The following is a 13,778-nucleotide window of genomic DNA, read 5'->3' as shown; positions in this document are numbered from 1 at the left end:
GGGGCAAGGGGAGATCACCATGTACCGCATCATGGTTGTCGACGACGAAGATTATATTCTCAAGGCGCTGAACCGGGTTCTGGCGACGCGGCCGGACTGGGAAGTGGAAACCTACACGGACGCCGCCACCGCGTTACGGCGCGCCCGCACCACCGTGTTCGACGCGGTGATCACCGATTACCGGATGCCGGACATGGACGGCATTGAGATGCTGCAGGAGTTGCGGACCATGCAGCCGGATACCATCCGTATCCTGCTCACCGGCGTGATCGATATCGACACCCTGATGTCCGCCATCAACCAGGCCGGCGCCTTCCGCTTCGTGCCCAAACCCTGGGACGACGACCAGTTGCTGGAAAGTGTCGAGGAGGGTCTGAAATTCCGCGATATCCTGGTGGAAAATAAAATTCTCGCGCAGACCGTTCGCGACCAGCGCGAAGCCCTCAGAAGCATGGGTTACGACGGGGAGTAACCCGCATGGATCTATTTACATCGTTACAGGGGCCGTTTGCCGGGCTGGGGAGCCAGGGGCTGTTTCTGATGTCCTCCACGGTGATCCTGCTGATCATCATTTTCTTCATGTACAAAACCTACCGGGCCTCCATGAACGTGGAAGCCAGGTTGTCGGAATTCGCCTCGCTGAGCCAGAGCGCCTTCGGCCGCAAACTGCGGTTGATCGAAGTGAACGCGGACGAGTACAAACTCAACAAACGGGTGCTCGGTCCGCTGGCGCGGATCATCGATGAATACTGTGTAATGACCACCAACGAAAAAGGCATCATTACCTTCGCCAACGACCGCTTTCTGTCACTCAGCGGTTTTTCCTTCCGGCAGTTGATCGGCCAGCACGAAAGCATGCACCACCCCAAGGACCGCCCTGAGCTGAGCGCGCATTTCATGCGCTGCGAGCAGGCGCGCCGCGGCGTCTGGAGCGGCGAGGTGTGCGGCCGGGGCGAGGACGGTGAGCTGTACTGGGTGAATATGTTTATTTTCCCGTTGTCGTACATCACCGATGAGGACGACGGCTATATTTATTTCGGCACCGACATCACCCAGATCAAGGCGCAGAACAGTGAACTGATCCAGGCGGTGCGCGACAAGGACGATAAGATCAACCAGGTGGAGTCGATGCTGCTGCATTCGGAAAAAATGGCCTCCCTGGGCACGATTTCCGCGGGCATCGCCCACGAAATCAATAACCCGATTGCCTTCGTCTCCGCCAACCTGCGCCGCAGCGAGCAGTACCTGACCACCCTGTCGAAGGTGATCGCCGGGCTGCGCCGCCGTATCAGCCCGGAACGCTTTGAACAATTTCTGCAGGCGGAACAGTCATTGCGCCTGAATATGGATTCGCTGGAAATGATTCTTAACGATCATCCCCACCTGATGCGCGAAACCAGCGAAGGCATCGACCGGATCAAGAAAATCATCCGCGACCTGAAGCACTTTTCCCATAACGAGCAGGAACGCTATCAGCCGGTGGATCTGTCCCGCTGCGTGGCCACGTCCATGAACCTGGCACGCCACGAACTGGAGCGCGTGCGGGTGACCACCCACCTGCCGCCGGATCTGCCGCCGGTGAACGGTTCGGAGAGTCAGCTCTCTCAAGTGCTGATGAACATTCTGGTCAACGCCGCCCAGGCGGTGGAGCAGGATGGCGAGATCCGCATCGAAGCGCACAGCGACGAGCAGTCGTATTGCCTGTCGGTGACCGACAACGGCCCGGGCATGGACGCGGCCCAGCTGGAACAGATCTTCGAGCCGTTCTTCACCACCAAACCGATCGGCCAGGGCACCGGCCTAGGGCTGTCCATCTCCCAGGACATTATTCAACGCCACGGCGGCACCCTCACCGCCACCAGCGCGCCCGGCGAGGGTACCCGCATCGACATCCGCCTGCCGCTGGCGGAAAAGAAGCGTGCCCATGCAGCCTGATATCCACTACCAGCTGACCGACACCGACGGGCAGGTAACCCACATCAAGTTGCACCAGGAACCGGAGAGCCACGGCCTGGCCGTGGACCCGGATTTCGTGCCCCCGGACTGGGCCCTGCTGGAACACTGCCAGTGCTCGCACTGCCCGCTGAGCCGCGACGAACACCGCTATTGTCCGATCGCCCGCAACCTGGCGTGGCTGCTCCCCGAACAACAATTGGGTCACTCCTTCGACCCCATTCATCTGCGCGTCGCCACCCGGGAGCGGGAATACCTGCTGGATACCACGGCGCAGCGGGCGCTCAGCTCCCTGTTCGGGCTGGTGTGCGCACTCAGCGACTGCCCGCACACCCGCTTCCTGCGGCCCATGGCCCTGTTCCATCTGCCGGTGAGCACGGAAACGGAAACCCTGACGCGCGCCGCCGGCTTCTTTCTGCTGCAGCGCTACCTGGCGAAACGGGACAACCCCGAGCTGCCGCTGAACCTGGAGGATATGGACCGGGCCTACCGCAATCTGGGGGAACTGAATCGCTGTTTCGTCGGCCGCTTCCGTCACCCGGACGGCTCCGACGCGCCGATCAACGCGATGATCCTGCTGCACGTGCTGACCAAGGAAGTGAACGGCGAACTGCACGAGCAGCTCGACGACCTGGCCGGGCTGTTCCGCCAGGCCGCCGGCCCGGCCTCCTAGGAACCCGATGCGCTTTTAGCGGCCAGCGTGTTAACGTCGATTTTCTTTTTCGTTTGTCTCGGGACTATCAACATGAAACTAAAAAACGCCGTGGCTCTGATCACCGGTTCGTCTTCCGGCATCGGCGCCGCCACCGCCCGTCTGTTCGCGGAGCAGGGCTGCCACGTGGTGATCAATTACAGCCGTAACGAAGAGGGCGCCCGCGCCGTGGCCAAGGATTGCGAGGCGTTCGGCGTCCGCACCCTGGTTCAGCAGGCGGACGTGTCCGACGACACCCAGTGCCAGACCCTGGTGGAAGCGACCCTGGCGGAGTTCGGCCGCCTGGACGTGCTGGTCAACAACGCCGGCACCACCAAGTTCTGCGCCCACCAGGACCTGGATGGCCTGAGCAAGGACGATTTCCTGCACCTCTACGCGGTGAACACCGTGGGGCCCTACCAGATGACCCGCGCCGCCGAGAAAGCGCTGCGCCAGGCGGGCACCGCCCAGGTCATCAACATGGCCTCCATCGCCGGCCTCGCCGGGGTGGGCAGCTCGATCGCCTACGCCGCCTCCAAGGGCGCCCTGCTGACGATGACCAAATCCCTGGCCCGGGTGCTGGGCCCGGAGATCCGCGTCAACGCCATCTGCCCGGGCTTCGTGCAGGGCGAATGGCTGGAGAAAGGGCTGGGCAAGGAGGCTTACGCCAACCTGCTGGCCAAGACCAAGGCCGGCGCCGCCCTGAACGACGCCGCCTCCCCGGAAACCGTGGCCCAGGCGGTGCTGGGGCTGGTGATCGGCGGCGACCTGACCACCGGCGAAGCGATCCTGGTGGACGGCGGCAGCCACCTCAATGCCAGCGGCGTGCGCCGCTAACTCCTCCCACCGCTTTAACTTGACCCCGGGGCTGCCCCGGGGTTTTATAGTTCTACTATGAATTCATCACTGCGGTCCCGCCCTGGTTTTCTGATTCTGCTGCTCTGGCTGGCGGGCGGGCTGCTGTGGTCGCCGGTACAGGCGGCCCACGTAATGGCGGGGCCGGCACACGGCACCACCAGTGAAATGCCGTGCGCGGGCGCGCAAGCCGGAAGTGCCAGCGTTCAGATCCATTGCCAGGGCAACGCCCACGATAGCGCGCCCTGCTCTTGCACCCAGGCCTGCCAGGCCAACGGCATGCCGGCCAGCCTGGCGCCGGCGCGACCGCCCCTGGTCACCCCCAGGCGTCACATCGCCCGCGCCGGCGAGCGGCTCGCCGGCTTCCACGCCTCCCCCTGGCGGCCACCGTCCGCACTACTCCCGATTTAAAAGGTTCCATGCGCCCGTGGGCGCACCTCTTTCTATTCAGGAGTCGTGACATGACCACTTCACCTCTTATGGGGCGTCGTCGCTTCGTCCAGGGTCTGGCCCTGGGCACCGGCGCTCTCGGCATCGGCGGGCTCGGCATGAGCCCCGCCAAACGGCTCGCCAGCCAGGGCCAGACCGGCGCCGCCACGCTTAGCGGCAACACGTTCAACCTGGCGATCGGCGGTGCCGATGTGAATCTCACCGGCACCACGCGCCCGGCCACGCTGGTCAACGGCAGCCTGCCTGCGCCCACCCTGCGCTGGCGGGAAGGCGACACCGTAACGCTTAACGTCACCAACTACTTGCCGGAAACCAGCTCCATCCACTGGCACGGGCTGCTGCTGCCCTTTCAGATGGACGGCGTGCCCGGGCTGTCGTTCGACGGCATCGCGCCCGGCGAGACCTTCACTTACCGCTTTCCGATCAAACAAAACGGCACCTACTGGTATCACAGCCATTCCCGTTTCCAGGAGCAAAGCGGGGTCTACGGCGCTATCGTCATTGATCCCGCCGAGGCGGACCCGGAACCGGTGGATCGGGACTACGTGATGGTGCTGTCCGACTGGAGCGACGAAAAACCCGAGCAAATCTACGCCACCCTTAAAAAGCTCAGCCACTACTACAACTTCAACGAGCGCACGATCTTCGACACGCTGCGCGACTTCCGTGAAAAAGGCGTGGTGCAAACGCTCAAGGACCGGCACATGTGGAACACCATGCGCATGAGCCAGAGCGACCTCGCCGACGTCACCGGCTATACCTATACCTACCTGCTTAACGGTCGCAGCCCGAACGCCAACTGGACCGGTCTGTTCAAACCCGGCGAACGAGTGAAGCTGCGCTTCGTCAACGCCAGCGCCATGACGTTCTTCGATATTCGCATCCCCGGCCTGGATATGACCGTGGTGGCTATGGACGGGCAGCCGGTGAAACCGGTGCGCTTCCATGAATGCCGGCTGGGCGTGGCGGAAACCATCGATGTGATCGTCACCCCCGAGAAAAAGCAAGCGTTCACCGTGTTCGCGCAAAGCATCGACCGCTCCGGCTTCGCGCGCGGCACCCTCACCCCCGACCCGGCCATGAGCGCGGCCGTGCCGGAGATGGACCCGCCGCCGCTGTTGGGGCACACCGAAATGGGTATGGGCGGCATGGCCGGCATGAACCATGGCGACATGGAAGGCATGAACCACGGTGCGATGGATCACGGCAAGATGGACCATGGCGCCATGAAGGGCATGCAGCACGACGACATGGGTCACGGTGGTATGAAACATGCCGGGATGCAGCATAAAGGCATGCAGCACGACGGCGACCACAAGGTGCCGTTCGCGTTCGTGGCGGATAACCCGGATCTGGCGCCGCGCACCAGCGCCGTCCAGCATCTGGATTCCGAATACGGGCCGGGCGTGGACATGCGCGCCATGGCGCCGGCGGCAATGCTCGACGATCCCGGCATCGGCCTGCGCGAACGCGACTGGAAGGTCCTCACCTACGCGGACATGGAGACCGCCGGCGGCCCGCCGGACAGCCTGACGCCGGACCGCGAGATCGTCTTGCACCTGACCGGCAACATGAGCCGTTATATGTGGAGCTTCAACGGCATCAAGTTCGCCGACTCCGTACCCCTGGAGCTTTACCACGGCGAGCGGGCGCGCATCACCCTGGTCAACGACACCATGATGACCCACCCGATTCACCTGCACGGCCTGTGGAGCGACCTGGAACTGGGCGGCGGGCGACTGCTGCGCAAGCACACCATCACCGTGAAACCCGGCGAGAAACTCAGCTACCTGGTGCGCGCCGATGCCACCGGACGCTGGGCCTACCACTGTCATCTGCTTTACCACATGGAGGCCGGCATGTTCCGCGAGGTGCGCGTGGTCGACAACGCAACGACGAAGGAGGCACGGTCATGAAACAGACACATCTGATAACCGCCGCTGCTTTGCTAGCACTGTCACCCTTGGTTCAGGCGGTGGACAAGCACGAGCCGGCGTTCAGCCGTGTGATCGTCGATGAGTTCGAAGCCCGCGACGCCGATGAAGGCACCGTGGCCGCCTGGGAAGCCGCCGCCTGGTACGGCGGCGACCTGAACAAGCTCTATCTCAGCACCGAAGGCGAACGCCTGATGGACAACGGCGGCGAAACCGAAGGCTTCGAGACCCGGGTTGCCTGGAACCGAGCCTTCGCACCGTTCTGGGACTGGCAGCTCGGCGCCCGCCGGGACTGGCAGCCGGACGATCCGAACCGGGACTGGGCCAGTTTCGGGGTTCAAGGGCTGGCGCCCTATCTGTTCGAAAGCGAGGCCACCCTGTTCGTCGGTGAGGAAGGACTCACCAACCTGAGGTTGGAGGCGGAATACGAAATTCTGTTTACCCAGAAGCTGATCCTGGTGCCGGCGGTGGAAGCCAACTTTTACGGCAAGGAAGATGAAGAACTCGGCATCGGCGAAGGTCTCACGGACATCGAAGCCGGTCTGCGACTGCGCTACGAGATCCGCCGCGAGTTCGCGCCCTATATCGGCGTGAACTGGGAACGGCAGTTCGGTGATACCGCCGCCAAAACCCGTGGCGCTGGAGACGACGTTTCCGAGACCACGCTGGTGGCCGGTGTTCGCTTCTGGTTCTAGCCCTCGGGCGCCGTCGAGCCCCGATTAACGGATGCTCGGCGGCGCACCCTTTCACCACAAGACATTACCGCAAATGCACATCCGAGGAGCGTTTATGAAAACATTAAAAGCGTGGTCGGTGCTGGTGGCCCTGTTGCTGTTGGGCGCGGGCGTGTTTGTTGTCAGCGGCGCCTACAATTTCGCGGCCGATGAGCCGCACTGGTCGGCCACCGAGGCGTTGATCGGCTATGCCCGCCATCGCTCGGTGGATGCCCGGGCGGAGGACATAACGGTCCCCGGGGACCTCTCCGACCCCGCTCGCGTGGCTGCGGGCGCGGAACAATACCAAGCCATGTGCGTCGGCTGCCACCTGGCGCCGGGCCAAGGCAGCGGCGCCATGCGCGACGGGCTCTATCCACAACCACCGGACCTGACCGATCACGGCATCCATGACCCGCGCCGCGCATTCTGGACGATCAAACACGGCATTAAAATGAGCGGCATGCCGGCCTGGGGCCCCAGCCACGACGACGAGACACTCTGGGACATCGTGGCGCTATTGCATGTCCTGCCGGACATGTCCGAATCGCAATGGGCTAACCTGACCGGCGGTGACGGCGAGCACGCGACAACGCCGTCAGGGCACGGGCACAACCACGGAGGCAGCGGGCACGCGCATTAACGCCGGTCAACCGTTGTAGCTGTCCGCTTCCAGGGTGCGCAGCTCCGGGTTGTTGTTCACACCCAGGTCCAGGTCGCTGAGCTTGCCGTTGGCGATGGAGTAGATCCAGCCGTGGATACTCAGCGGCTGCTCGCGGCGCCAAGCTTCCTGGACCACGGTGGTGTTGGCCACGTTGATCACCTGGCGGGCCACGTTCAGCTCGCACATGCGATCCAGGCGGGCACCGTCGTCCGGCAGTTCGGCCAGGGCCTTGCGGTTGCGCAGGTAAAGCTCGCGCACCTGGCGCAGCCAGTTGTCGATCAGCCCGTGGGGTTGATCCTCGGTGGCGGCACGCACGCCGCCGCAGCCGTAATGGCCGACCACCATGATGTGCTCCACCTTGAGCACATCCACGGCGAACTGCAGCACGGACAGCAGGTTGAGGTCGGTGTGATTGACCAGGTTGGCCACGTTGCGGTGCACGAACAGTTCGCCGGGCATCAGGCCGACGATCTGGTTGGCGGGCACCCGGGAATCGGCACAGCCGATCCATAGAAAACGGGGGCTTTGCTGGCCCTCCAGCTGTTTGAAGAAGCCAGGTTGGTTCTGTTCGGTCCGGTGACGCCACTCGTCATTGTTGGCAAAAAGTTCTGGAAGGGTCTTCACGGTTGCGCTCCCTGTATCGGAATCCGCCCATTCAAGGCGCCGTCTATGATGCCGCAACGGCGCCGCCGTGCAACGGTAAAAGTCTTTCAAAACCTTAGCATTACGGCCCCGGCCGGTCATTTCGCGCCAGTTGCCACGGCCCACGGCCGCCGCCGCGTTGGTCAAGCCCTCGACGGGGCTGTTACCATTACGGGCATCCGAGACGCCCAGCGTCGGACATTCATCAACCCCAAAAGGGCGCCCAATGCAAATCGCAGAGAACACCGTAGTGGCTTTCCACTACACCCTGACCAACGAAGCGGGCCAGACCATCGACTCTTCGCGCCAGCGTGAAGAACCGCTGAACTACCTCCACGGCCACGGCAACATCATCCCCGGCCTGGAAAAGGCGCTCGTGGGCAAGCAGGCCGGCGACAAGCTGGAAGTTACCGTGACCCCGGAAGAAGGCTACGGCGAACGCCACGAAGGCCTGATCCAGCAAGTCCCCACGTCCGCCTTTGAAGGCGCCGGTGGCGAGCTGAAGCCGGGCATGCAGTTCCAGGCGCAGACCGAAGCGGGCCAGCGCATCTTCACCATCACCGAGGTGGAAGGCGATCAGGTCACCGTGGACGGCAACCACCCGCTGGCCGGTGAGACCCTCAACTTCGACGTGGAAGTGACCGAAGTACGCGAAGCTTCCGACGAAGAGAAAGAGCACGGCCACGTGCACGGGCCCGAAGGCCACGAGCACTAAGCACGACCGAAGCCCCACCCGCTCTCGCGGGTGGGGCTTGTTGTGGGAGCGAGCCTGGCAAGCTCCCACAAGCCCGCTCCGTAGAAAGTCCGGAGCTAGGAAACCGCCGCCTGTACCGGCGCCCGTTCCTTTTCAAGTTCCCCCATCCCCTCCATGAACACCTCCAGAGCACGGCTCCAACTGGGCCGGGGCAAGGTCGCCAGTTGCGTGGTCACGTCAGCGAACGAGGCAGGCAGCGTCAGGGTGTGCAGCTCAAAGCGTTGACGGTACTGGCGCACGGTGGACTCGGGCAGCAACGCCAGCCCCATGCCCGCGGCGACGCAGCCGACGATGGCGTCCAGACTGCCGAATTCGTGGATACGCGGCGCCGGCACCCGCTGCTCGGCGAACAGTTTCTCAATGCTGTGCCGATACCCGCAGCCCTGACGGAACGCCAGGAACGCCGTCTGCGCCAGCGTGGCGCGGTCGGGCATGGCGTCCAGCGGGCGGTTGCTGACCAGCACCAGCCGCTCCTCGAACACCGGCCGCAGCAGCACGTCTTCTCCGACTTTTTCGCCGGCCACGAAAGCGGCGTCCAGCTGCCCGGCGCGTACCGCCTCGATCAACGCCGAGGAAGTGCCGGTGCGCAGATGCACGGCCAGGTGCGGCCAGCGCCGGCTGAAGGTGGATAACAGGCCCGGCAGGTGCACCGCGGCGGTGGTCTCCATACTGCCCAGACGCAACTCGCCGGCGGGTTCCGCCTGCGGGTGGAAGCGCGCCACGGCGTCGTCGTGGAGCGCCACGATACGCCGCGCGTAGCTCAGCAGCTGGCGGCCGGCGGGGGTCGGCACCACCGGCGTGCGCCGCTCCAAAAGACGGGCATCGAGTTCCGTTTCCAGCTTTTTGATGTGGGCGGTAACGTTGGACTGCACGGTGTGCAGGCGCTCGGCGGCGGCGCTGAAGCTGCCGGTATCGACCACGGCGCGAAAGATTTCCAGGGAGCGGATCAACATGGCCAGAGCTCTTCACATTTTTCGATACAGAGTATCTTAAAAAATCATTTCCAGTGATAAAAGTGCTCTGGTTAACTGGGTCGCTGATTCGATCCGCTGGAGCTTGCATGACACCGCCCAATCCCTCTCTGTCGCCCGGCCGTCTGGTGCTGATGGCCGGCTCCGCCACTCTGGTGGGCATCGGCCTGGGGCGTTTCGCCTACGCCGCCCTGCTGCCGGGCGTGATCGCGGCCGGCTGGCTGAACGAGGCGGACGCCGGCTATGTGGGCGCCGCCAACCTGCTCGGCTATCTGGTGGGGGCGGTGCTGGCGAGCCGCGTCAGCCGCTGGTTCGGCCCCACCCGGGTGATCAAGGCGTCGGTGCTGCTGGTGGGCCTGGGTTTCCTGGCCAGCGCCTGGGCGGCGCCGGTGTGGTGGTTCAGCCTGTGGCGTTTCGTGGCCGGGGTCACCGGCGCCTTTCTGATGGTGATCGCGCCGTCGCTGATCGCCTCCCAGTTGCCGGAGTCCATGCGCAAGCGCGGCACCACCTGGATCTTCGCCGGCGTCGGCCTGGGGGTGCTGTTCTCCGCCACCCTGGTGCCGCTGCTGATCACCCAGGGGCTGGCGCTGGCCTGGGTGGGTCTGGCGGCGGCCTGCGTGGTGCCCACCCTGCTGGTGTGGCGGGCCTGGCCGGCCATGCCCACCGTGGCGGAGGCCCCCGCCAACGGTAACGGCGCCGGCATTCTGCTGATCATGTTGTACGCCGCCTACCTGATGGACGCGGTGGGCTTCGTGCCGCATACGGTGTTCTGGGTCGATTACCTGGAACGCTACCGGGAATTCGGCACCTGGGCCGCCGCCGGCCAGTGGGCGGTGTTCGCCTTCGGCGCGATCAGCGGCCCGTTCCTGGCCGGCGCCGCCGCCCGGCGCCTGGGCTGGCACTGGACCCTGATCGGCGCGCTCTCCTGCAAGGGGCTGGCGGTGATGCTGCCGATGCTGCTGCCCGGCCTGGCGGTGGTGACGCTGTCCTCGTTCGTGGTCGGCGCCATGATTCCGGCCATGGTGGCCGGCACCATGGGCCGGGTGGCCGAGCTGGTGCCGGCGCACCGGGCCACCCACGCCTGGGGCCGCGCCACCGCGCTGTTCGCCGTCGGCCAGGCCGGCGCCGCCTACGCCATGGCCACCCTGTACGCCCACCCCAACGGCGGCCCGCTGATTTTCGAGATCGGCGGCACGGTGCTCTTGTGCGCCGCTCTGGTAGTGTTCTGTTCCGGGTTTCTGGCCCGCCGGGCTGGAACTTAGCCGCGCTCCGGCGTTCTATTCGCACAGCGGAACGCCGCAACGGCGACGAAAACAGTGGAGAGGACGACATGGATCGACGTTCAGTATTGAAGGCCCTGGGGTTGTTCGGCGGCGCCCTGCTGCCGGCGGCGCCGGCCCTGGCGCGGGTGCTCAGCCAGCCCGCCGGCGCCCACGGCGAAGGCTCCGGCGAACCGTTCAGCTACGCCTGGCTGAAAGGCATGGCGCGGCATTTCGCCGGGCAGCGCTACCACAGCCACCGCCTGGACCTCCCGCCGGCCATCGACGACCTGTCCTGGGACCAGTACCAGGGCATTCAGTATCGCGATGATGAGGCGCTGTGGGCGGACGACCGGGACGCCGCCTTCCGCATGCAGTTCTTCCATCTCGGCCTCAATTTCCACACCCCGGTGAAGATGCACGAAGTGGTGGACGGCCGGGCCCGGCCGATTCCCTACCGCACCGACCTGTTCGACTTCAGCCACACCGATCTGGACACCTCGTCGCTGCCCGAGGGGCTGGGTTTCGCCGGCTTCCGGCTGCTGCACCACAGCGACTGGGAACGGGACATCGCCGCCTTTCTCGGCGCCAGTTATTTCCGCGCCACCAGCGCGTCGCTGCAGTTCGGTCTGTCGGCACGGGGCCTGGCGGTGAACACCGCCATGTCGGAGCCGGAAGAGTTTCCGGAATTCACCCATTTCTGGTTCGAACGCCCGGCGGACGCCGACCAGGTGATCGTCTACGCCTTCCTCGATTCGCCCAGCGTCACCGGCGCCTACCGCTTTATCATCGGACGGGTGTCCGGGGACGTGATCATGGACGTGGACGCCGCCCTCTACCCGCGCAAGCCGATCGAGCGGCTGGGGGTGGCGCCGCTCACCAGCATGTACCAGGTGGGCGAAAACAGCCGCCGGGTGGCCTGGGACTGGCGCCCGGAAATTCATGACTCCGACGGCCTGGCGATACACACCGGCGGCGGCGAGTGGATCTGGCGGCCGCTGGTCAACCCGCCCCAGCTGCGCTTCAACGCCTTCGCCGACCACAATCCGCGCGGCTTCGGGCTGCTGCAGCGCGACCGAAATTTCGATCACTACCAGGACGACGGCGTGTTCTACGAACGCCGCCCCAGCCTGTGGGTGGAACCCCGGGGCGACTGGGGCAAGGGCAGCATCCAGCTGGTGGAGATCCCCACCCTGGACGAAACCTTCGACAACATTGTCGCGTTCTGGAACCCGGACAAGCCGGTACAGCCCGGCGAGGAAGCCCTGTTCGCCTACCGCCTGTCCTGGACCGGCCGCGCGCCGCGGCCGTCACTGGCGCGCTGTGTGGCCACCCGCACCGGCCTCGGCGGCGTGGTCGGGCAGACCCGGGAATACTTCAGCTGGCGGTTCGCGGTGGACTTCCTGGGCGGGCCCATCGACGGCCTGGCCGGCGACGTGGAAGTGGTGCCGGTGATCGAGCACTCGTCCGGCCGCGTGGAGATCACCTCGGCACGGCCGCTGCACGCCATCAACGGCTACCGGGCCATGTTCGACGTGGTGCCGCCGGAAGACGACACCACACCGATCAACCTGCGCCTCTATCTCAAGCGCAAGGACAACGGCGAGCCGCTCACCGAAACCTGGATTTATCAGTGGTCGCCACCGCCCATGGACCAGCGCGACCTGCACAACCCGACGCACCTTTAAGCGCGACGTCTAGCGGGGCGGCCCCAGGCAGACCGGCAAGGCCTCGCGGACACCCCGTGGCCGCATGCCCAGGGCGGCGAAGCCGTCCGCCTCCCGGGAGGCCACGTTGTCCTTGGCCATCAGCCAGAGCTGGTCCCGCGTCAGGGGTGGCGACGGCAGCCGCGACAACCCCATCGCCAGCAGATGCCAGAGCACGAAGGGCACCGCCAGCCGCACCCGGCGGCGCCCCAGATGACGGCACACGGCGGCCACCAGCGCCCGGTACCGGAGCGTCTCGGCGCCGCCCAGCTCATAGAGCCCCGCCGCCGGCGCGGTGTGGTCCGCCAGCCGTGCCAGCGCCCCGGCCACGTCCTCCACCCAGACCGGCTGCAACCGCGTCAGGCCACGCCCGAACAACGGAATCACCGGGGCGCGGCTGAGCATCGCCAGGGAGCGGATCAGCGCGTCCCCGGCGCCGAACAGCGAGGCGGGCCGCACCATCACGGCGTCGGGAAAGGCGTCGAGCACCGCCGCTTCGCCCCGTGCCCGGGCGCGAATGTACGGCGACGGCGAGTTCAGGGTGGCGCCGATACCGGACACCTGCAGCAACCGGGCAACGCCGGCCTCACGGGCGGCGGCGGCCAGCCCGGCGGCGCCGCGCACATGGATCGCCTCGAAGGTCAGGTCGCCGCGTTGCGTATACAGGGACACCGCATTGATCACCACGCGGCTGCCGGCCACGGCGTCGCGCACCGCCGCCGGGTCCCGGATGTCGGCGGCGCGGCGTTGCAGCCGCTTTTCCTGGTCCCGGTCGAAACGGGGCCGCTGCGGGTGCCTGGCCACCAAGCGGACGGTATGGCCTCGGGCAAGCAGCACCCGGATGACGTCCTGACCAAGAAAGCCGCTGCCGCCGAACACCGTGATTAGGTCGTCTGTCATGCCCCCATCCTAGAGAAGCGGCCCCGGCCCGGGCCAGCCCGTATTCAACGCCCCCCTACCCGGCCGGACAGTGGCGATTGACACCTGCCAACAGCGTCTGGCGCCGCTTACCGGGACCGCAGTACATTGCCGGTAATGCGGTTTTTAAACGGGAAATAATTATGGGTTCCATGGACAGCGCCCAGGAAAGAGCGGCGCAACTACCAAAAATGCCACAGCGCGACCTGAGCCATATCCCGGGGGATTACGGCTTGCCGCTGCTCGGCCACACGCTGGCGTTTCTGCG

Annotated in this window: 14 protein-coding genes; 11 read left to right on the top strand and 3 right to left on the bottom strand. The window is 65.5% G+C overall.

Annotation, left to right across the window (positions count from 1 at the left end; genetic code table 11):
- The 8 genes from ACEQZD_RS09365 to ACEQZD_RS09330 all read left to right on the top strand — a co-directional run.
- A partial coding sequence (locus tag ACEQZD_RS09365) for a response regulator (RefSeq protein WP_370185115.1) occupies positions 1 to 472 on the top strand: 472 nt, incomplete at its 5' end.
- A 5-nt stretch (positions 473 to 477) separates the two neighbouring features.
- Positions 478 to 1,935, top strand: coding sequence for a sensor histidine kinase (locus ACEQZD_RS09360; RefSeq protein WP_138773371.1), 1,458 nt, complete (start codon positions 478 to 480; stop codon positions 1,933 to 1,935).
- Positions 1,925 to 2,626 carry a hypothetical protein gene (locus ACEQZD_RS09355; protein WP_370185113.1) on the top strand — a complete coding sequence of 234 codons (702 nt, stop codon included), beginning with the start codon at positions 1,925 to 1,927 and terminating at the stop codon, positions 2,624 to 2,626. Before ACEQZD_RS09360 ends, ACEQZD_RS09355 begins: the two co-directional genes overlap by 11 nt.
- 72 nt (positions 2,627 to 2,698) lie before the next feature.
- Positions 2,699 to 3,481, top strand: a complete 783-nt coding sequence (locus tag ACEQZD_RS09350; RefSeq protein ID WP_142947547.1) for an SDR family NAD(P)-dependent oxidoreductase — start codon at positions 2,699 to 2,701, stop codon at positions 3,479 to 3,481.
- A gap of 57 nt (positions 3,482 to 3,538) precedes the next feature.
- Positions 3,539 to 3,910, top strand: a complete 372-nt coding sequence (locus ACEQZD_RS09345) for a hypothetical protein (RefSeq protein ID WP_142947548.1) — start codon at positions 3,539 to 3,541, stop codon at positions 3,908 to 3,910.
- A gap of 50 nt (positions 3,911 to 3,960) precedes the next feature.
- Positions 3,961 to 5,865 (top strand): copper resistance system multicopper oxidase, encoded by a 1,905-nt coding sequence (locus ACEQZD_RS09340; protein ID WP_370185111.1) that lies wholly within the window; start codon positions 3,961 to 3,963, stop codon positions 5,863 to 5,865.
- A complete protein-coding gene (locus tag ACEQZD_RS09335) occupies positions 5,862 to 6,578 on the top strand; it encodes a copper resistance protein B (protein WP_142947550.1) in 717 nt (238 codons plus the stop codon). The genes ACEQZD_RS09340 and ACEQZD_RS09335 overlap by 4 nt, the downstream gene beginning before the upstream one ends.
- A 94-nt stretch (positions 6,579 to 6,672) precedes the next feature.
- Positions 6,673 to 7,239 (top strand): cytochrome c, encoded by a 567-nt coding sequence (locus ACEQZD_RS09330; protein WP_142947551.1) that lies wholly within the window; start codon positions 6,673 to 6,675, stop codon positions 7,237 to 7,239.
- A 6-nt stretch (positions 7,240 to 7,245) separates the two neighbouring features.
- Here the strand turns inward: ACEQZD_RS09330 and can are convergent, their stop codons facing one another.
- Positions 7,246 to 7,884 (bottom strand): carbonate dehydratase, encoded by a 639-nt coding sequence (can, locus tag ACEQZD_RS09325; protein ID WP_142947552.1) that lies wholly within the window; start codon positions 7,882 to 7,884, stop codon positions 7,246 to 7,248.
- A 244-nt stretch (positions 7,885 to 8,128) separates the two neighbouring features.
- On the opposite strand from can, the gene ACEQZD_RS09320 reads away from it, so the two are divergent.
- Complete coding sequence (locus ACEQZD_RS09320) at positions 8,129 to 8,617, top strand: peptidylprolyl isomerase (RefSeq protein ID WP_142947553.1); 489 nt, start codon at positions 8,129 to 8,131, stop codon at positions 8,615 to 8,617.
- A 95-nt stretch (positions 8,618 to 8,712) separates the two neighbouring features.
- Here ACEQZD_RS09320 and ACEQZD_RS09315 read toward each other — a convergent pair whose 3' ends face one another.
- Complete coding sequence (locus tag ACEQZD_RS09315; RefSeq protein ID WP_370185108.1) at positions 8,713 to 9,609, bottom strand: LysR family transcriptional regulator; 897 nt, start codon at positions 9,607 to 9,609, stop codon at positions 8,713 to 8,715.
- Positions 9,610 to 9,716: 107 nt separating this feature from the next.
- Here ACEQZD_RS09315 and ACEQZD_RS09310 point away from each other — a divergent pair, with 107 nt between their 5' ends.
- Both ACEQZD_RS09310 and ACEQZD_RS09305 read left to right on the top strand, forming a co-directional pair.
- Positions 9,717 to 10,889 carry a YbfB/YjiJ family MFS transporter gene (locus tag ACEQZD_RS09310; protein ID WP_335628142.1) on the top strand — a complete coding sequence of 391 codons (1,173 nt, stop codon included), beginning with the start codon at positions 9,717 to 9,719 and terminating at the stop codon, positions 10,887 to 10,889.
- Between the two features lie 68 nt (positions 10,890 to 10,957).
- Positions 10,958 to 12,574, top strand: a complete 1,617-nt coding sequence (locus ACEQZD_RS09305; protein ID WP_194854810.1) for a glucan biosynthesis protein — start codon at positions 10,958 to 10,960, stop codon at positions 12,572 to 12,574.
- A gap of 9 nt (positions 12,575 to 12,583) precedes the next feature.
- Here the strand turns inward: ACEQZD_RS09305 and ACEQZD_RS09300 are convergent, their stop codons facing one another.
- Entirely contained in the window at positions 12,584 to 13,492 is a 909-nt protein-coding gene (locus ACEQZD_RS09300) for a complex I NDUFA9 subunit family protein (RefSeq protein ID WP_370185105.1), read from the bottom strand.
- Positions 13,493 to 13,778: the final 286 nt, after the last annotated feature.

The organism is Alloalcanivorax sp., from assembly GCF_964221125.1.
GTDB classification, from domain to species: Bacteria; Pseudomonadota; Gammaproteobacteria; order Pseudomonadales; family Alcanivoracaceae; genus Alloalcanivorax; species Alloalcanivorax venustensis.
This window is presented reverse-complemented; position numbering and strand designations above follow the sequence as displayed.